19 protein-coding genes are annotated in these 20105 nt (G+C 38.9%); 15 read left to right on the top strand and 4 right to left on the bottom strand.

The annotated features are described in order from the left end of the window. Positions 1-52: 52 nt before the first annotated feature. Positions 53-943 carry a helix-turn-helix transcriptional regulator gene (locus KRODI_RS05225; RefSeq protein WP_013750537.1) on the bottom strand — a complete coding sequence of 297 codons (891 nt, stop codon included), beginning with the start codon at positions 941-943 and terminating at the stop codon, positions 53-55. 210 nt (positions 944-1153) lie between these two features. Between KRODI_RS05225 and hemA the strand changes: the two genes are divergently transcribed. The 8 genes from hemA (at position 1154) to hemF (ending at position 8706) form a co-directional block, all read left to right on the top strand. Next, on the top strand, positions 1154-2398 hold the full coding sequence (gene hemA / locus KRODI_RS05230) for a glutamyl-tRNA reductase (protein ID WP_013750538.1): 1245 nt from the start codon (positions 1154-1156) through the stop codon (positions 2396-2398). After that, the gene (gene hemC / locus KRODI_RS05235) at positions 2391-3305 is read left to right on the top strand and encodes a hydroxymethylbilane synthase (protein WP_013750539.1); all 915 of its coding nucleotides are present in this window, start codon (positions 2391-2393) and stop codon (positions 3303-3305) included. Before hemA ends, hemC begins: the two co-directional genes overlap by 8 nt. Beyond that, positions 3302-3982, top strand: a complete 681-nt coding sequence (locus tag KRODI_RS05240; protein ID WP_013750540.1) for a uroporphyrinogen-III synthase — start codon at positions 3302-3304, stop codon at positions 3980-3982. The genes hemC and KRODI_RS05240 overlap by 4 nt, the downstream gene beginning before the upstream one ends. Positions 3983-4082: 100 nt before the next feature. Next, positions 4083-5111, top strand: a complete 1029-nt coding sequence (gene hemE / locus KRODI_RS05245) for a uroporphyrinogen decarboxylase (RefSeq protein ID WP_013750541.1) — start codon at positions 4083-4085, stop codon at positions 5109-5111. Between the two features lie 26 nt (positions 5112-5137). Continuing rightward, positions 5138-5596: a DUF6973 domain-containing protein gene (locus KRODI_RS05250; protein ID WP_148235986.1), complete on the top strand. Its 459-nt coding sequence runs from the start codon at positions 5138-5140 to the stop codon at positions 5594-5596. 66 nt (positions 5597-5662) lie between these two features. After that, positions 5663-7018 carry a TrkH family potassium uptake protein gene (locus KRODI_RS05255; RefSeq protein WP_013750543.1) on the top strand — a complete coding sequence of 452 codons (1356 nt, stop codon included), beginning with the start codon at positions 5663-5665 and terminating at the stop codon, positions 7016-7018. Position 7019: 1 nt separating this feature from the next. Next, entirely contained in the window at positions 7020-7778 is a 759-nt protein-coding gene (locus KRODI_RS05260; protein WP_013750544.1) for an EI24 domain-containing protein, read from the top strand. Positions 7779-7800: 22 nt separating this feature from the next. After that, positions 7801-8706, top strand: a complete 906-nt coding sequence (hemF, locus tag KRODI_RS05265; RefSeq protein ID WP_013750545.1) for an oxygen-dependent coproporphyrinogen oxidase — start codon at positions 7801-7803, stop codon at positions 8704-8706. An 88-nt stretch (positions 8707-8794) separates the two neighbouring features. Here the strand turns inward: hemF and KRODI_RS05270 are convergent, their stop codons facing one another. After that, entirely contained in the window at positions 8795-11458 is a 2664-nt protein-coding gene (locus tag KRODI_RS05270; protein WP_013750546.1) for a DEAD/DEAH box helicase family protein, read from the bottom strand. A 126-nt stretch (positions 11459-11584) separates the two neighbouring features. Between KRODI_RS05270 and hemB the strand changes: the two genes are divergently transcribed. Then, complete coding sequence (gene hemB, locus KRODI_RS05275) at positions 11585-12568, top strand: porphobilinogen synthase (protein WP_013750547.1); 984 nt, start codon at positions 11585-11587, stop codon at positions 12566-12568. A gap of 23 nt (positions 12569-12591) precedes the next feature. Next, positions 12592-13041 carry a DUF3291 domain-containing protein gene (locus KRODI_RS05280; RefSeq protein ID WP_013750548.1) on the top strand — a complete coding sequence of 150 codons (450 nt, stop codon included), beginning with the start codon at positions 12592-12594 and terminating at the stop codon, positions 13039-13041. Positions 13042-13070: 29 nt separating this feature from the next. Here KRODI_RS05280 and KRODI_RS05285 read toward each other — a convergent pair whose 3' ends face one another. Continuing rightward, the gene (locus KRODI_RS05285; protein WP_013750549.1) at positions 13071-13742 is read right to left on the bottom strand and encodes an HAD family hydrolase; all 672 of its coding nucleotides are present in this window, start codon (positions 13740-13742) and stop codon (positions 13071-13073) included. 184 nt (positions 13743-13926) lie between these two features. Between KRODI_RS05285 and KRODI_RS05290 the strand changes: the two genes are divergently transcribed. Further along, positions 13927-15042 carry a CNNM domain-containing protein gene (locus KRODI_RS05290; RefSeq protein ID WP_013750550.1) on the top strand — a complete coding sequence of 372 codons (1116 nt, stop codon included), beginning with the start codon at positions 13927-13929 and terminating at the stop codon, positions 15040-15042. Between the two features lies 1 nt (position 15043). Here the strand turns inward: KRODI_RS05290 and KRODI_RS05295 are convergent, their stop codons facing one another. Further along, positions 15044-17236 (bottom strand): response regulator, encoded by a 2193-nt coding sequence (locus KRODI_RS05295; RefSeq protein ID WP_013750551.1) that lies wholly within the window; start codon positions 17234-17236, stop codon positions 15044-15046. A 129-nt stretch (positions 17237-17365) separates the two neighbouring features. Between KRODI_RS05295 and KRODI_RS05300 the strand changes: the two genes are divergently transcribed. From KRODI_RS05300 to KRODI_RS05315, 4 genes are all read left to right on the top strand, one after another. Next, complete coding sequence (locus KRODI_RS05300; protein WP_013750552.1) at positions 17366-17839, top strand: methylated-DNA--[protein]-cysteine S-methyltransferase; 474 nt, start codon at positions 17366-17368, stop codon at positions 17837-17839. 64 nt (positions 17840-17903) lie between these two features. Further along, positions 17904-19052 carry a serine hydrolase domain-containing protein gene (locus KRODI_RS05305; RefSeq protein ID WP_013750553.1) on the top strand — a complete coding sequence of 383 codons (1149 nt, stop codon included), beginning with the start codon at positions 17904-17906 and terminating at the stop codon, positions 19050-19052. Between the two features lie 121 nt (positions 19053-19173). Continuing rightward, positions 19174-19890 carry a 3'-5' exonuclease gene (locus KRODI_RS05310; RefSeq protein ID WP_013750554.1) on the top strand — a complete coding sequence of 239 codons (717 nt, stop codon included), beginning with the start codon at positions 19174-19176 and terminating at the stop codon, positions 19888-19890. A 16-nt stretch (positions 19891-19906) separates the two neighbouring features. Then, positions 19907-20104 carry a gliding motility protein GldL gene (locus tag KRODI_RS05315; protein ID WP_013750555.1) on the top strand — a complete coding sequence of 66 codons (198 nt, stop codon included), beginning with the start codon at positions 19907-19909 and terminating at the stop codon, positions 20102-20104. Position 20105: the final 1 nt, after the last annotated feature.

Raw genomic sequence — 20105 nt, forward strand, 5'->3', positions numbered from 1 at the left:
TTTATGATACTGGTATTGTCTTTTTTATGCTTTCGCGAAAGCGTGATAACTTTTACCCTAAGCTCATTAAATATTTTTTTGGCGTAGTACCAAATTTCTTCTTGAATGCCGTAATAAAATGACTTGCTGTGCTATAGCCTACCTTTAGCCCTACTTCGTTCACATTGTGAGAGCCTGTCTCTAGCAACTGGCGTGCAACTTCCATCTTATAGTCAAACAGAAAACTAAACACAGAATCTCCATAAATTTGCTTAAAGCCTTCTTTGAGCTTATTAAGTGATAAGCCTATTTCATCTGATAGTTCGCTTAGAGTGGGTGGCGCGTCCATTCTCGCAATGATAATTTGCTTAGCACGTTTTATTTTTTGCACATTATCTTCATCTACAAGGAAAGGACATTGCTCAATATCTGCATCTGCTGGACGATTAAAATATAGACTAAGCAGCTCATAAGCCTTTCCCTTAAAATATAGTTTCTGGATAGAAGGATGCAGGCTGTAATTCATTAACTGATTAAGTACAATTGCCATACTGGGAGAAATACTACCATCCTTATAGTATTTACGATCTTTATTTTCATCACTCAAGAAGTGTATAAAACTCGCCTCGTTTGAAAATAAATTGTGAAACTTTTTAATAGATATCAAGAGTGTAACGACCCAAGTTTCTGGGGCTAGCTCTAAATTCATAGGTAAATCCCGCTGCGGATTGTAGAGTAATAATGAGTTTTCTTCTTGTATAGGTAGCTGATAAGCGCCATCATTAAAATTAAAAATAGCTGCCCCTTTCAAGCAAAAGTGAAACTGGATGTAACTACTATTTACCGTACGCTCAACTTGCTGTTTTTGAGCAGATTCATTATCAAATCTTAATATAAAAAAGCCATCTTCTATGAGGGTTTCATTAGTTAGGCTTTCAGCGTTGTTTTTTTGTGATACATCCATAGCAAAAGTAATTATTTTATTTAGAATCGCTCTAAATAAACAAAATAGCAAGGGCATCTACTTTACCGTAAACACTGTGCTTCATGTAAAATTACGTCTTCTATCGTTCATTTTACACCTTGTACGATATAAATGATACCGCTAGCGTTATTTTTTTAAGAAAGTGACTATTACTTTTGCGTCCCTGATAGCATCAGATGAAATGAATATTTGCTTTTGAAAAGACAACGATTTTACGCCATAGGTATTAGTTACAAAAAAGCCGACGCAACCACGCGCGGTCATTTTGCAATATCTGAAACTGCTCAAGAGGCAATTCTAAAAGGTGCCAAAAATGAAGGAGTAACTGCTCTTACTGTTATTTCTACCTGCAACAGAACAGAGTTATACGGCTTTGCGCCAGACGCAATGACGCTCGTTAAAATTCTCTGCGAGCACACCCACGGAACCATAGAAGAGTTTCTAGACGTAGCATATTTACACAAAGGCGATGACGCGATTGCTCATCTCTTTAAAGTAGGGACTGGCCTTGATAGTCAGATTCTAGGTGACTTTGAAATCATTGGCCAACTCAAAATTGGTTTTAAGCGTGCTAAAAAATTACAGCTTATCAATCCATTTATGGAACGATTAGTAAATGCTGTTATCCAAGCAAGTAAACGTATTAAGAACGAGACAGAAATCTCAAGTGGTGCTACCTCAGTGAGCTTTGCCGCAGTACAATACATCATGGCCCGCGTGCCTTATGTCTCAGACAAGAATATCCTTCTTTTTGGAACTGGAAAAATAGGCCGTAATACTTGCGAGAATTTAGTAAAGCATACTAAAAATGAGCATATCACGCTTATTAATAGAACTAAAGAAAAGGCAGAAAAAATTGCAGGTAAATTTAATTTACTCGTAAAGGAATATGCAGATATACAAAGTGAGATTGCACAAACGGACATCCTTGTAGTTGCTACAGGTGCTCAGAAACCTACCATAAGTAAAGAATTACTACACAGTAAAAAGCCTTTACTTATTCTTGATCTCTCTATTCCTAAAAATGTGTCTAATGATGTAGAAGAGCTTGAGAATGTCACGCTCCTCCACTTAGACGAATTATCAAAAATGACAGACGCGACCTTAAAACGTCGCCAGGGTTATATTCCTCAAGCAGAAGCAATCATTGCAGAAATTACAGACGAGTTTAATGTGTGGTTACAAACTAGAAAGTTTGCTCCTACCATGAAAGCTCTCAAAGTGAGACTTCAAGAAGTACAAGCTGCAGAGATTGAAAATGTACGTAAGAAAACGCCAGATTTTAGTGAGGCGAGTGCAACGGCTATGAGTGACAAGATTATTCAAAAAATTACAAATCAGTTTGCTCACCATTTACGCAACGCAAACGGATCTACAGATCAAAGCATAGCACTTATACAATCTATATTTCAACTCGAAAACGACAATGAGTAAAACCATACGAATTGGTACTCGAGATAGCGAGCTAGCACTCTGGCAAGCTAAAACCGTGCAATCACAACTAGAAGCAAACGGATACAAAACTGAACTTGTACCGGTAAAATCTACTGGAGATCTTATCTTAGATAAGCCACTCTACGAGTTAGGAATTACAGGTATTTTTACAAAAACGCTAGATGTTGCAATGCTTAACGGCATCGTCGATATTGCTGTACACAGCATGAAAGATGTTCCAACCGCCTTACCTATAGGGATTGTGCAAGCTGCAGTATTACCTAGAGCAGAGACTGAAGATATTTTAGTACACAAAGGCGCGCCAGATTATAAGCAAGCCTGCACCATCGCGACAGGTAGTTTAAGAAGGCAAGCCCAGTGGCTCAATCGCTACCCTAACCACAAAACCACAGACATACGTGGTAACGTAAATACACGCTTACAAAAGCTAGAAGAAAGTGACTGGACGGGCGCCATTTTTGCAAAGGCAGGCCTTAAACGCATCAATGTACTTCCAGAAAATTATGAAGTACTTGACTGGATGATTCCTGCGCCGGCACAAGGAGCCATGCTCATTGTCGCGATGGAAGAGGATCAGTTTTGTCTAGAAGCATGCGCTACACTAAACCACAAGCCTACGGCTTTGTGTACTTATATAGAACGTGAGTTTTTAAAAACTCTTGAAGGCGGTTGTACCGCTCCTATAGGAGCTCTCGCAGAAGAAATAGGAGACGACATACGATTTAGAGGGGTATTATTTTCTCTCGATGGTGCCACAAAAATTGAAGTAGAGCAGGTTGTTTCAAAAGCAAATGCTGTTGGTTTTGGAACAGATTGTGCCCTTGATATTCTTGATGATGGCGGACGAGAGTTGATGAAGGAGATTAAGAGTAATTTAAAAAAATGACCGTACTATCCACAAAAAAATTAAAGCCTAACCAACGAGAGCTACTTCTCAATGCAGGTTTACAATTTGTGGAATATGATGCGATACGCACACAAGAGGTTGCTTTTACGCTTTCGCGAAAGCTTAAAAATGTAATCATCACTAGTCAAAATGGAGTACGCGCTTTACTTAATAATCTTTCTAGTGAGCAATTAGAAAGTATAAAAAGTTGTTTTACTGTTGGCACAAAAACAACAGCACTTTTAGCCGAAAATGGGATAAAAGTGACAAAAACAGCTCAAAATGGAGAAGAATTGGCTCGTTTTATAGCAGAAAACTACAAAATCGAATCATTCACTTACTTCTGCGGGAGACAGCGCAGAGATGAGTTACCTACATTACTCAAAGAAAATAATGTAGCGTGTGAAGAAGTGGTGGTTTATGAAACTCATCAAATAACACAGTCTTTTGACCGTACATTTGATGGTATATTATTTTTTAGTCCGAGTGGTGTTAACGCTTTCGCGAAAGCGAACAAAAACACACGAGCAATAGACAGCATTGCGTTTTGCATAGGCGAAACCACTGCCACAACGGCAAGAATACGCTTTAAAAAGGTAATCGTGTCTAATTCAACAACTATAGAAAGCACCATTGCTAAGGCGGTGAAAATATTGAAAGAAGAATCTAGAACTTAACTGTCTAGAAAAACATAAAATCGTCCCCTCGAGCGCAGTCGAGAGGTTCATTATAAGAGTACAATTAAGTTCTCGACTGCGCTCGAACAGACCTAGAGATATGAGCATAAAAAACGACCTATTTTTAAGAGCACTTAAAGGAGAAACTGTAGACCGTCCACCAGTATGGATGATGCGTCAGGCTGGAAGATACCTTCCAGAATTTATGGAAATCAAAGCAAAGTATGACTTCTTTACACGCTGCCAGACTCCTGAGCTTGCGAGTGAGATTACCGTACAACCTATACGTCGTTATGGGATGGATGCTGCTATTTTATTTTCTGACATCTTAGTGATCCCTCAGGCAATGAATATTGATGTAGAAATGAAGCCTAATGTAGGGCCGTGGTTGCCTAACCCTATACGATCTGCAAAGGATGTGGAGCAAGTAATTGTCCCAGATATCGATGAGACGCTAGGCTATGTGATGGATGCCATTAAGATGACTAAGGAAAAACTCAATGACGAGATTCCGCTTATAGGTTTTGCAGGATCACCGTGGACGATACTTTGTTACTGTGTGCAAGGTCAAGGGTCAAAAAACTTTGACAAGGCAAAGGAGTTTTGTTTTACACAACCACTAGCCGCGCACGCTTTACTTCAAAAAATCACAGATACTACCATTGCTTACCTTAAGAAAAAGGTAGAAGCAGGTGTAAATGCTGTACAGGTTTTTGATAGCTGGGGAGGAATGCTCTCGCCAGTAGATTATCAAGAATTCTCTTGGCAATATATAAAGCAAATTATTGACGCACTTAAAGATGAGGCGCCAGTAATTGCTTTTGGGAAAGGATGCTGGTTTGCACTTGATAAAATGGCTAAGTCTGGAGCATCTGCACTAGGTGTAGACTGGACGTGCTCTGCACGCAACGCTCGCTACCTTACTGGTGGTAATATCACGCTGCAAGGTAACTTTGACCCTACTCGTTTATTCTCACCTCCTAGGGAAATCAAGAGAATGGTGCACGAGATGATTAATGAATTTGGCAAAGACAAATACATTGTAAATCTTGGTCACGGTATTTTACCTAACATTCCTATAGAAAATGCAGGTGCATTTATAGAAGCTGTAAAAGAGTACAAAGCATAATGAACGTCTGGGCTGTTGTCAAATCTATGGATTTTAAACAGCTGTGGAGCCTTTTTTGGCTCAGTGCACGCCATCCTAGGTTTGTGATTCCTACCATAAGGGGGACTCGCAAAACGGTTGCTATATGTAATAAACATTATGGCAAAAAACAGCACCTCAACGGCCCAGAAAATGCTTTTAGACACGCCCTGTGGAATATGCTTATCGTACACCTTAGTGTGCGACGAGGCTTGCCACTGCAGCGCTCGCTGGCGTGGGCAAAACGGTTTACAGACTTGCACGAAGATTTTTCTCCTAACGCACCTTTAGAACGTGCGATGGACTTGCATAACAACCGCGTGGGGCGCGACCTCATCACTAGTCTTTGCGGGCAAGACGAAGAACAACTGGTGACACAACTACTAGAGATGGTCCCGCTTTCGCGAAAGCGTACTAGCCTAAAAGAAATCCAGCCTTGTGATACGATACTGGTTCACTTAGAGTGATAATTTAACCATATGTAAACAGGCTATGGAGGGCAAAACAAATACTTTTGAGTATAATTTCTAGCTATGAGAACATTCTACAATAAGCTGAGTTTACGATACACCGCACTTAAAAGGAGCTGGACGCCGCAGCAAAATTTATTTTATGGTTTTCTCACGTATGTTTTAGTAGGAACTTTACTCCTAAGCTTGCCTTGGTTACAAAAGACGAGTGCCTCCATACTAGATCATCTATTTATTGCAACCTCTGCAGTGAGTACTACGGGGCTGGTTACGATGTCTATTTTTGACTCATATAACGTAGGAGGACAATTTGTTATAATGGCACTTTTCCAGCTGGGAGGTATAGGTTACTTGACCTTTACTACATTTATGCTGCTATCTACTACCCATAAAATAACACCCTGGCATAAAAGTATTCTCAATACAGAGTTTACATTACCCGTTACTATACGTATCAAAGACTTTTTAAAATCTGTAGTACTGTATACGGTAATAATGGAAGTTCTAGGCGCCATATTATTCTTTATTGCTTTTAAGTCAGATGGTATGGGAACGGGAGAGGCAATCTGGTCATCTATTTTTCATAGTATAAGTGCCTTTTGTACCGCTGGTTTTAGTCTTTTTAATAGTGGATTTACACCTTACGTAGATAATGGACTCATAAACTTTACCATATCAATGCTCGCTATTTGCGGTTCCCTAGGTTTTATAGTGATTACAGACGTGGGCTTATGGATAAAAAACAGAACACACTCGCTTAGCTTTACAACAAAGATTGTCACAATAGGTTCGCTTATACTTCTAGCTTTTGGATACTTGTTTTTTTACTTCTTAGAGCCGTCCATCTCAAGTTTGAGTGGATCAGCTCGAGTGAGTGCTGCATTTTTTCAATCTATGACCGCGATGACTACAGTAGGTTTTAATACTGTTGACTTTGGCACTTTTATATTACCTATGCTGCTAGTAACTATATTTTTGATGTACATAGGCGCCTCTCCTTCTGGTACAGCTGGAGGTATGAAAATTACGACATTAACTGCCGTATTTGCCATAATGAAAAGCCGACTCAAAGGATCTAAAAACATCACCTTCTTAGGAAAACGCATTCCTTATGAGCGACTATACGTAGCAACATCATCTTTTATATTTTATACAACACTTATTTTTGTAGGAACGTTTGTACTCACCTTCTCAGAAGATTTTGATTTTGAAAATATTTTATTTGAAGTGGCCTCTGCACTTGGTACTGTGGGTGTGAGTACAGGGATTACTGGAGATTTAAGCAGTATAGGTAAGATTATTATCATAATCCTTATGTTTATAGGTCGACTAGGTGTACTTACCTTTGGCCTCGCTATTTGGTCAAAAAGTATTACAAACGAAGACAGAGAAATTCTCAAAGAAGATATAGCAGTATAATATGATAAAAGGCATCTTAAACGGACTACAAACGTATAAATCATCATTTGGGTTGATTTCAAAGTTGGGGCTTTGGAAGTATTTTGCCATCCCAATGGCTATAAGTCTTATTACTGCCTCAATGATTGCAGCATCTGCCTGGGGTTTTTCTGATAATATAGGTCACTGGGTAGAGCAAATCTGGCCTTGGGAAACGGGAAGACACGCCTTTTTTATATTTGCAGAGATAGTAAGCGCACTACTCATTATCGCCATAGGCCTTATCTTGTATAAGCACATTATTATGGCACTGAGCGCGCCATTTATGAGTCCTGTGTCAGAAAAAATAGAGGCTCACCTTAAAGGAGAAAATCACACCCACAGAGATACTTCAAATACTGAACAACTTATACGAGGTATACGCATAAACGTGCGTAATTTGGGACTAGAATTGCTTATCACACTGCCTATCTTACTCCTCAATTTTATCCCAATAATAGGAAGTATTGCCGCCACTATTTTACTATTTCTTACACAAGCTTACTACGCAGGTTTTGGTAATATGGACTATACTCTAGAACGTCATTTTAAGTATAGAGAAAGCGTAGATTTTGTAAAAAGAAATAAGGGTCAAGCCATAGGTAACGGTATTGTATTTATGCTGTTTCTTATCATCCCACTTGTGGGAATTATACTCGTTTTACCCATCTCTGTAACTGCAGCGACGGTACAAACCATAAAATTACTTGACAAGGATCATCACACTAGCTTGACTGCATAGGTCACCACCTAAAAAACATATAATGAAAGAACAATTTGTAAACTACATGCTCAATCTTCAAGATCAAATTACTAGCACACTAGAGCAACTAGATGGTAAGGCCAGCTTTCAAGAAGATAACTGGAAACGCCCAGAAGGTGGTGGTGGTCGCACACGCGTGATTGAAAACGGAAATATCTTTGAAAAAGGAGGTGTAAACACATCACAAGTGCACGGCGAGTTACCAGAGGCAATGCAAAAATACTTTGGTGTGAAAGATGCAAATTTCTTTGCCTGCGGTCTCTCACTGGTCCTTCATCCTAGCAGTCCTATGGTACCCACGGTACACGCAAACTGGCGTTATTTTGAGATGTACGACAGCGAAGGTAACATTGTAGATCAGTGGTTTGGCGGAGGTCAAGACCTCACACCTTATTACCTTTTTGATGAAGATGCCACTCATTTTCATCAGACGTGCAAAACCGCTTGTGATGCACACGATGCTGACTTTTACCCAAAATATAAAGCACGTTGTGATGAGTATTTTTACAATGCACACCGCAATGAAGGTCGCGGTATAGGCGGTCTGTTCTTTGATTATTGCAAAGCTACCGAAGAGCGTTCTATGCAAGACTGGTACAATTTTGTGACCACTGTGGGCGACAGTTTCTTAGAGGCATATGCCCCTATTGTGGAGCGTAGAAAAGACACCGCTTTCGCGAAAGAACAAAAAGACTGGCAAGAAGTACGCCGTGGTCGTTACGTAGAATTTAACCTCGTACACGATAAAGGAACCCTTTTTGGTCTAAAAACAAATGGCCGTATTGAAAGTATCTTAATGAGCCTTCCTCCCGTAGTACAGTGGAAATATGATCACCACCCAGCACCAGGAAGTGAAGAAGAACGATTAATAAAAGTGCTGCAGGAGCCAAAGGAGTGGGTTTCTTAAAAACCAAAACTACTTATTGGTCATAAATTACTGTGTGTGCGACTGATGACCAATGAGTCTTCACTTTTTCGCGAAAGCGAAAAACCTCTTACCTCCAGATAGCAGACGTTTTTGTCTTGAGGCCATTCTCGGTATTCAAATAATGAAAACGTGCTTTAAGTAATTGCTTCCTGCCGTCTCGTGTTCTTGTAAAAGTCAGTCGTGCTTCATCACTCACAAAAATCTTCCAATATCTATAAAATAGGGAGGCATCTTTCTTATTTGTTGTAAATATCGAGGGTACGCTGTAGTAATTTGCAAGTCCAAATTTCTCTTGAAACCAACCGGACTGCTCAATCATATAGCGTGCATTATCTACGGGTTCTAGAAGTTCTTGCAGGCACGTTACAAAGAGTATTTCCTCCTTTGCCGTGGCGCCTGTGAGAAAACAAGCAATCTCCCCGTTAGGTAAATACTCTACGCCGAGCTTCATTTGCTGTAGTTGGGTGGTGATTAATAATTGCTCACGCAGTGACTTTAATACCACTTGTCCCATTTTATACACTTGCTTATCGATGCGACCAAATTTAATATACTTGACAATCGCCTTGTAGGTTTTAGGCGCTAACGCGAGAACAATAGAGCCAATGGTAGCGTATATAAAAAACAACATTCCCTTAGAAAAATAGCTTCCTACATTATTAATTATTATCTCTGGGATAGTCATAGTAATAACAGCTCCTAGCTGCATAAAACTATACTTTACAGCATCTTTATAATAGACCTTGTGCGTTTCGGCTTCTTTCTTCTTGCTACTTGGGCTAAAATCAAACTTTAGTTCTCGTACAAGTAACTTTCCAGTCCCTATAGCTTTATTCCAGCGCTCTTTAATATGGCTTCTGTTTGCTGCTAGCTGGAGCATTTTTTCATTAATCGTCTCCTTGTTAATTGTGGTTGTAGGCAGTGCAAACCGGTCGGCGCCATTTTCTATAAAAGGATCATTTTCAAGGGAGACTCCGCAAAAGGCGTCAAAACGTTTTACAAGTTTTGCCACATCTTCACCACCGTCATCAATGGTAGGATCTATACACGCGAGGTGCCAGATGGAAGCCACTTTATCTGGATTACCAGATTGCACGCGTATAGCACGACCACGCATCTGATTAGACATTACAAAAGAGCTTACGTAGGAACCAAGTACTAAAGTATTAATAGCAGGAGCATCCCATCCTTCTCCTAGCAAGGCAGCGGTGCCTACCAGAATTTGTATGTGACCATCTGTAAATAACTGTGTAATGACACTCACAATAATACTCTTTGCTCGTTCCTTTGTTTTTACAATGATAAAATCCGTTCCATCAAGAGGCGTGATGGTATAATCATCATTTGAAAGTACTTTGACGATTTCTCTTTCTAAGTGTTTATGTACAATGACAAGTGTACCCGTGAGAACAGCTAGTTTTTCTAATTTGTTTATTCCGTGAGAGCGTTCTACTACTTGTGCAAGCGAGTGTCGTAGGTGATGAAAAATAGGAACAACACCAAGTTTATTTATATCTGCTAGGTCATCGTTTACGCTTTCTAAGAATTCCTTGCGTACATAATCCGTGAGGATTACTGCGCGTAAATCTTCACCCATTCCTTGGGATTCAAAATTTATGATCTCGCAAATACTTTTAAGTTTATTTGGACTTTGCGCAAGTGATTTATAGAGCTGGCGCTCTCCTTTAAAGTTCACCCGTTTATTATCAAAGGCACCTACCCTACGCAACTGCTTTTCTACATCCAGCAGCATCTCCTCATCTTCTAGAAAAAGCTCTCTGTCTGTAACAAGTATAAGTTGTAATAATCGCTCTACCCATTCTTGATTAAAAAGTGGTAATTGTGCCTTCTCGGTATCTACTCCAAGGACCTCTATTTTCTCTTTTGGGATCTCATGACCACGTGCTTGAAGATACACGAGAATGGCAACGTAAAAATCTGGTTTCTCGTAGATAGGATCAAGTAATCCATCTGTCAATGTGTACAAAGTATGTTTTAGAACGAACGTTCCAAAATTTTCGTTTTCAACTAGAGAATCAATGAAACCCTTTGATTTTACTCGGTATTTAAGAATATATTGAATTTGAGCTTCGTCTGGTTCGGAGAAATAAATGTAATCTTGATGCGCGCATAGATTTCCTTCTTTCACTAATTCTGGAACGCTTATTTCAATATCTATCGGACCGCATAATTGGAAGTATTTGGCTATTTCTCGTTGCTCACTATCATAAGGTGGTGTGGCGGTCAATGCGGTGAGCGTTCCTTCCAATTTTTTGAGGGCAAAAAGAGGTTTCCACCACTCATTTTTAAGGTGATGTGCTTCGTCTAATACAATGTGTTTGATGCCCGCTTCCGCGAAAAAAGCTACCAAACGATCCATGTCACCTTCCATTTCATTTTTTGAAAAAGCGTGTAGTGATTGGTAAGTAGCAAAAGTGATGTGTGCAGGCTCTTTTATATTTCGCGAAAGCGGAATAGTACAATCTTCCTCGCTCACAAAACACTCAAACATACGTTGCTCCCATTGATTACGTATCGTAATTGTAGGTGCAAGCACAAGCGTTTTCTCGTTTACACGACGCATCATCTCGAGTCCAAGTACTGTTTTACCCGACCCTGGAGGTGCGACTACATGTAAATGATCATCTGAAGCATGGCTTTTAAAATCCTTTAAAAATCGCTCTTGATAGGTGCGCCACGGGTATATGAAATGAAAGGCTTCTTTAAGCAAAGGGAGTGGTAAATTAATTGGTAAATTTGTTTAAATATAAGGCACACAATTCGATGTACGAACGACTATTTGTAAAAGAGTTGTGGTCACCTAACTAGACGATTATAAATCTATACACCTCTTTTTATGCTACGCAGAAATCGCAGACTACGCACCTCAGAAGCTATACGTTCTATCGTGCGCGAGACATACATCACTCCTAATGATTTTATTGTTCCACTTTTTGTGGTGGAAGGCAAGGGTGTGAAAGAAGAAATAAACTCTATGCCTGGATATTACAGGTATAGCTTAGAGCTCATAGCCAAAGAGGTAAAAGAGTTGTGGTCAATGGGATTAAAATCTGTTTTGCTTTTTGTAAAAGTGCCAGATAACCTTAAAGACAACTCTGGAACAGAGGCTCTTAATAGTGACGGACTTATGCAGCGTGCAATTAGGACGGTTAAGGATGCATGTCCAGAAATGGTTGTGATGACAGATGTGGCATTAGATCCGTATTCTTCTTTTGGCCACGATGGAATTGTAGGTAACGGAGAGATTGTAAATGACGATACAGCCGCTGTTCTTGCCGAAATGGGACTGAGCCACGCTCGCGCTGGTGCAGATATTCTTGCACCAAGTGATATGATGGACGGTCGTATTTTTGAAATGCGTAGCCTTCTTGAAGACGAAGGTTTTTATAACACTGGCATTATGAGCTATAGCGCAAAGTATGCGAGCTCTTTTTATGGCCCTTTCCGCGATGCACTAGATAGTGCTCCTGTAGACCTTAAGGATGTACCAAAGGACAAGAAAACATATCAGATGGATTTTGCAAATCGTGATGAGGCGATTAAAGAAACACTCATGGACATAGAGGAAGGAGCAGATATCGTGATGGTAAAACCAGGACTATGTTACCTAGATATTGTGCGTGACCTACGAGAAGCAGTAAATGTACCTATTGCTGTATATCAAGTGAGTGGCGAGTATGCAATGCTTAAAGCCGCTGCGGAAAAAGGATGGCTAGATCACGATAGCGTGATGATGGAGCAAGTAATTGCCATTAAACGTGCTGGAGCAACCATGATGGCGAGTTACTTTGCAAAGGATGTCGTGAAGTTGATTAGTTAATTGACACAACTAGACGCAATTATATGAACTACCATCTCGCTCAAGTAAATGTTGCCCGAATGAAAGGGGTCTCTATAAATGATCCCGAGATGAAGGACTTTAGAGATCATACAAATGAGGTAAACGCGCTTGCAGAACAATCTAAAGGTTTTGTGTGGCGGGATGTTTTTGATGAGAACGCAGATCCTAAACCTAATGCGCTAGCAGATGAGCAGGTACTTATAAATTTCTCTGTGTGGGAGGATGTACAGTCGCTTAGAGCATATACCTATACGACGTTCCACACGGCTATTATGAAACGGCAGAGGGAATGGTTTAAAAAGTATGGTGAAGCACATTATGCCTTATGGTGGATAAAAGCCGGAACCACTCCCACAGAAAAAGAGGCGATTGAAAGACTTGCTTATCTCCAAAAAAATGGTGCTAGTCAACAAGCATTTACTTTTAAGGAAGTCTTTGAAAAGCCTGAGTAAAGTTTCCGCTTTCGCGAAAAAATGAGTTTCTAGAAAGAAAAACGCGCTTCAATATGTGCTCGTGCTTCTCTTAAATCTGTGTAGAGTGCATCTGCTTTTTGTAGTCTTTTATGTTGTGCGGTGTCATGTTGTACTATTAAACACTGCAATCCTGCGTCTTTTGCAGAAGTCATACCGCTGTGTGTATCTTCTATAGCGATACAATTTTCTGGCTGGAGACCTAGATCACCAAGTGCTTTGAGGTAAGATTCTGGATTAGGTTTTGTATCCTTTACATCTGAGGAAGTCACTGTAATCTCAAAAAAGTGTGCGAGATCTTCCTTACCAAAAATAATGTCTACCATCTCACGATCACTTCCTGTGACAAGCGCTAGGGTGATTCCCTTATCTTTATAATAATTGAGCGTCTCTATTGCATGAGGCATAAATGTAACTGGTGAGTTACGAAGATTTTTATAAGACAACGCTTCCTTTCTCTTAAGCGTTTCTTCAAATGGAACATCAAGATTATGTTCCTTGATAATTTGTTCTAATGCATAGTATGCTGGCTTTCCAGCCATAGTCGCTGCATATTCCTCCCAAGAATACTCGATATTAAACGGCTCAAGCAACTCATTAAATGCATCAAAATGCAATGATTCGGAGTTTACTAGAGTTCCGTCAAAATCAAAAAGTACTGCCTTTAATTCTTGCTTTTTCATATCTAATTATAAGAGATGCGAACCTACCCAAAAATCAAGTGTTTGGTCTTAAATTATTGTTATGATTTAGCAATGATGTGATTAATTACGCTTTCGCGAAAGCGTGCCTACATATAAAGTACGTCTAACACCGCTAAAGTATCGTCGCTTTTTCCATACATTTACATAAAACAATCACTTTATTATGGGTCAATTACTGTTGTGGGCAACTATATCAATCTTTTTTTCATTCTTGTGTTCTATACTTGAAGCTGTACTTCTGAGTGTGACACCTACGTTTATAAACATCAAGAAAAACGAGGGAAAAGCCTATGCCGAAACTCTTGAAGAGCTTAAAAAAGATGTAGATAAACCACTTATCGCAATCCTTACCCTAAATACGCTTGCCCATACTGTGGGTGCAATGATGGTGGGTACTGTCGCTGCAGATTTATACCCAGAATTTGTTATTAACCTTGGATTTACAGAGATCAACTTTCTTGGTTTTGTATCTGCACTTATGACGTTACTTATTTTAATTGCTAGTGAGATTATACCAAAAACTATAGGTGCAAAATTCTGGAAGTCTCTTGCAAATTTTTCGGCTAAGACGCTCACAATTATGGTGGCCAGTTTAAAGTACACAGGTATTTTATGGTTACTACAGCTTTTTACGCGTATGGTAGGTGGCGGTGGTCATCACGAGAGTGTATTGAGCCGTGAAGACTTTACTGCAATGGCACAAATGGCGGGTGAAGATGGTGTTTTTGAAGAAAGTGAATCAAAAATTCTTAATAACCTTCTTACCTTTAAAGAGGTGCTTACTAAAGATATCATGACGCCTCGCACCGTGATAAAAATGGCAGACGCATCAACCACCGTTGCCGACTTTTTTGCTGAGAATCAATCATTACGTTTTTCTCGTATTCCTATTTTTGAAGGAACAAGAGATCATATCACAGGTATTGTTTTAAAAAGCGAAGTGTATCGCGAGATGGCTTTAGACAAACATTCAACTACCTTAAAAGAGATAGAACGTCCTATTCTTGTTACGAAGCGCAATTTGCCTATTCCAGATCTATTTGATCAGCTTATTTCTACTAAAAACCATGTCGCGCTAGTAGTGGATGAGTATGGAACTATGAGTGGTCTCGTTACCATGGAAGACGTTATTGAAACTTTACTAGGACTAGAAATTATGGATGAAAGCGACAGCGTTGCCGACTTGCAAACCCTAGCTAGAAAAAACTGGCAAAAGCGCGCAAAGACCTTAGGTCTTTATGATGACAGCAATCCAGAAAATAAGCCTTCTGATGTATAAATCAATTTAGAAGCTCTTCTCCAGTAGGTAAAATTGTTTGTGCCTTTTTGTTTTTTATGTTACGAAGTATCACACTTAAGAATAGAGATACATCATAAGGCTTTACTAGTATGTCATCCATACCGGCTTTGTAGATTTTATGGCGTATTTCATCTATCTCTACGGCTGTAAGTGCGACTATTGGTATACTCGTATTAAATTTTCTAATATCCTTAGTTGCCTCAATACCATCTTTTTTAGGCATGTGAATGTCCATAAGAATTAAGTCATACATTCCGTTTTGAGCCATCCTTACTGCCTCTATACCATCGCTAGCGAGATCGCATGAAAACCCTTTATTTTCAAGTAGTTTTTGAGTAATCTTTTGATTAATACGGTTATCATCTACCACTAAGAGATGTGTTCCCTGAAGTGTGTGTATACTCTCTATTGTATCAATTTGTTGTTGCCCTACAGAAGCTATTCCCGTGGCTTTCTCTAGGTTAATTACAAATGAGAAAGTTGCTCCATTTCCTTCTTCGCTTACTAACGTAATATCGCTATCGTAAAGCGCTAGTAGTTTCTTCACAATAGGTAAACCTAAACCAGTACCTTGATAATTGTAGTTTTTATTTTCTACCTGAGAGAACTCTTCAAAAATACTTTGCTGGCTATTTTTTGGAATTCCCATCCCATCATCTTCTATGTTAAATGCTGTTCTATATAGCCCATCTGCGGTAATAGACTCCTTTTTTATACGAACCCATATATTTCCATTTTCATTAAATTTAATGGCATTCCCTATGAGATTCATTAAAATTTGAGAAAGCCTTACTGAGTCTCCTACAAGTTGGTTAGGAAGGTCTTTATCAATCTCTAAATGTAATTTATTATTATTTTGCTCTAGACTAAATTCAAATGAATGCGTGATACTCCTTAAAAGTGTATTAAGTTTAAAAGGTGTATGCTCGAGCTTAATATTTTTTGCTTCCATTTTACTCATAAGAAGCACATCGTTAATGAGTGCGAGCAGATAATCTGCCGAGAATTTAAGCGATCTCAAATCATGCCTATGCTTGTTTACCTCTGTATCTTCAAGTAGGATTGAGGCAATCCCTATCACTCCATAAAGCGGTGTACGCAGCTCATGGCTAATTGTTGAGAAGAATTGAGTTTTAAGTTTAGAAAGTTCTTCGGCGTCATTCTTTGCTTTTTCTAGTTGCTTATTTTTTTCGCGTAAGCGTAATAAGTTTTGCTTGCGTGCTCGATACAATGTGAAAATTATAAAAAGCGCCACAAGTAGTATGGATGAAGCAAAAAGAAGCGCCGTTGTAGTTTTAAGCGAACTCTCGGCTACTTGATCCAATAATTCTTTTTCTTTTGTGGCTATCTCAAGGTCACGTTCATTTTCTCGAGAGTAAAACTGTGCGCTTGCAACCTGCAATTCCTTCTGGCTTTCATTTTTAAAAACCTCATTTGCTAGCTGTAACTGTCGTTGTGAGTGGTAGTATGCCGCCTCAAAATTTTTATTGCTTTCATAAAATTTTGCAAGTTGCTTTTGAGCTTCCTCCTCTTCGGCAACTAGGCCTTCTGAAAAACTGATTTCTATCGCTTCCATAAAAGCGTCTTCGGCGAGCGTTTCTTGTTTACTACTAGTGTAATATCTTCCTAGTAATGTGAGCACTCTTGCGCGGCTTTTACGGTCTAAGGAATCTCTTAAACTTGCAAATTTAGCTTGCATTAAAGCAGGGTATGCTTCGTCAAAATTTTCTTGCTTTAAATACAGTGTAGCGAGGTTTATGCGCGCGCCAAGTGACTTATCTGAGCCATCAAATTTTTCTATTAACTGGATATTTTTCTGCAAGTAGTTAATCGCCTTGTCTTGATACCCCTCAGAAGATGCGTATAACTTTCCTAAATCATTGTAAGAAGATGCTAGTAGTGTATCATTTTTAAGTTCTTGTGCTATCACAAGTGCTTTTTCAAAAACATCTCGTGATTTTACCGTGTCTTGCAATGACAAATACACGTTGCCTAGAATGGAGTAACCACTATACTGCTTGTTTTTATCATCTTGTTTTTGTGCTCTTTTTAGAACATCATCTAGGGTCTGGATAGCGCTTTTATACTCCTGATTCTGCAATTGGATAGCAGCGAGATCTAATGTAATGCTCTGATAATTTTCTATGTCTTGAGACGGCGTTTGTGCCATCATTATTAAAGAAAATAAGCTAAAAACCAGATAAGTAAGGTGTTGCGCGAGCCGCATATGTAGATATTATAATCCATAAAAGTACTGATTGGCAGTAAGATAAACAACACCTTAATTGGTATATTTGAGATAATGGAACACGCAATTATAGCCACACCTATAGGATTATTAGAGTTAAAAGCCTCTAGCGATGGCCTGAGTTCTGTATTATTTATAGAAACAGATGCGTTACCCACTACGATAATTCCAAAAGTACTTGATGATGCTGTAGCCCAACTTCTAGAATACTTTGCTGGAGAACGCACTACTTTTTCCCTCAAGCTCGATCCGTCAGGTACAGATTTTCAACGTCGAGTTTGGAGAGAGTTAGAGGCTATACCATTTGGAAAAACAACCTCGTATCTAGCGATGGCAAAACAGCTAGGCGACCCTAAAGTAATACGTGCAGCAGCAAGCGCAAATGGTAAGAACCCCATTTCTATAATCATTCCTTGTCATCGCGTGATAGGCAGCGATGGCTCTCTAACGGGTTATGCTGGCGGATTACATCGTAAAAAATGGCTGCTTGAACATGAAAGTCCCGTTACTCAGGGTTCGTTGTTTTGAGGTAAAGGTTTCAATCTCGCTTTCGCGAAAGCAAAAAATCATTTTCCCATCCCTATATAACATTATGAAATATTTAAAGAAAACAATTAAAGGTCTCGTCCTAATATTCGCACTTATCGTGGCTGGCTTATATATTACTGATTATGATTACATCCTAAAAGGGGTACGAGTGGTATATATGACAGGCCACACAACTGCTTATATAGATGATTATCCTAGTTTTGAAAATGACATTATACAAAATGGTACTGTACAACCATGGGAGCAGCATGATGCCTATAACACCATAAATGCTACTAGCGAGCTTACTGAAATTAATGATGAGTTAGGTACAGTTGCTTTCCTTATCATTAAAAATGACAGCATCGTATATGAAAAATACGAAGAAGATTATAGCCCTAGCTCTCAAACAAATTCCTTCTCAATGGCAAAAAGTATTACAAGTGCTATGCTGGGAAAGGCAATAAAAGATGGCTTTATAAAAGATCTTAATCAACCAGTGGGTGATTTTTTTCCTCAATTTTCAGATAGCGCAATGACAGTGGGTGACCTATCTTCCATGGCCTCTGGTCTTAACTGGAATGAAAGTTATACAAGCCCATTCAGTCTTACTGCAAGGTCTTATTATGATGATAATCTCGCCGAAACAATTCTTAATCTTAAAGTCACTGAAACCCCAGGTCAGTCTGTAAAATATTTAAGTGGCAATACACAATTACTTGGGATGGTTATTCAGGAAGCTATAGGGCAGCCACTAGCTCAGTATCTCTCTCAAAATTTCTGGAAACCTATGGGAATGGAACAAAACGCGCTATGGCAAGTAGATGATAAAAACAATAGACTTGCAAAAACATATTGCTGTATAGCCAGTAATGCGCGAGATTTTGCTCGTTTTGGAAAATTATATATGAATCAAGGAAAATGGAATGGCAAACAAATATTAGACCCAAAGTTTGTATCTACTAGTATAACCCCACGATTTCAAGAGGATGATCATTATGGTTATGGATTTTGGCTAAGTAATTACAGGGATAAAAAAATATTTGCAATGCGTGGGATTTTAGGTCAATATGTAATCACGATTCCCGAAGACAACCTAATCATTGTAAGATTAGGGCATAAGCGAGGAGCATTTACCCCTAGGGCATCATTTACGCAAGACTTTTATGATTACATTGATGCTACTTATGAGATGACTCAAAGCTTACAGTAATATATACATTCAAATTTTATTGTATCTTAACTTACTGATTTTCAATAAATAGTTAATTTTTATAGCTTTATCAGTTTAAATAAATATCTATGAGGCTTCACACAAATTACTTTAAATATAAATGATAGATACGCTACAACTAGAACATATTCTTTTTCTTGATATTGAGACTGTACCTCAGCATGCTTCTTATGATGATCTTGATGAAACTGAAAAGTTCCTTTATGCAGATAAAACAAAGTATTTGCGCAAAGATGAGCACACTCCAGAGACTTTTTATGAACGCGCTGGGATATGGGCAGAGTTTGGAAAAATCGTGTGTATTTCTGTAGGTTATTTTAACGCTAGTGTAGCAGGCAAGAGATTTAGAACCACCTCTTTTGCCGGAGATGATGAAGCAATTCTCCTCAATGATTTTAAAACCTTACTAGAAACGCATTTTAATGGCAAGCATCACCTTCTTTGCGCCCATAATGGTAAGGAGTTTGACTTTCCATATATCGCTCGTAGGATGATTATAAATGGCGTTACATTGCCTCATAAGCTTAACCTCTTTGGGAAAAAACCTTGGGAGATACCTCACATTGACACCTTAGATTTATGGAAGTTTGGAGATTATAAACACTACACTTCTTTAAAACTGCTCACAAAAATTCTCGGTATTCCTTCTCCCAAGGATGACATAGATGGCAGCCAGGTAAGGGCAGTTTATTACGAAGAAAAGGATATCAAACGTATTGTAGTATATTGTGAAAAAGATACCGTTGCTGTTGCTCAAATTGTATTGAGGCTGCGCAACGAGAAACTACTCGAAGAGAGTGAAATCATTTCTGTATAACTAATTACTACTCATCATGAAGGTAAAACACATTTTAACCATATTTATTCTAGGGCTCATTTGCACTGTATTAGGTGCTCTATTTAAGGTTATGCACTGGCCATTAGCACCAGGATTATTAAGTGGCGGTACGTTTTTACAGGTCATTGCAGGAATACTAGGTATCTGGAAAATATACACCACAGAAGCATTTAAGAAATTTCTCAATAAGTGAT

Origin of the sequence: Dokdonia sp. 4H-3-7-5, assembly GCF_000212355.1 — a bacterium.
Classification (GTDB): Bacteria; Bacteroidota; Bacteroidia; order Flavobacteriales; family Flavobacteriaceae; genus Dokdonia.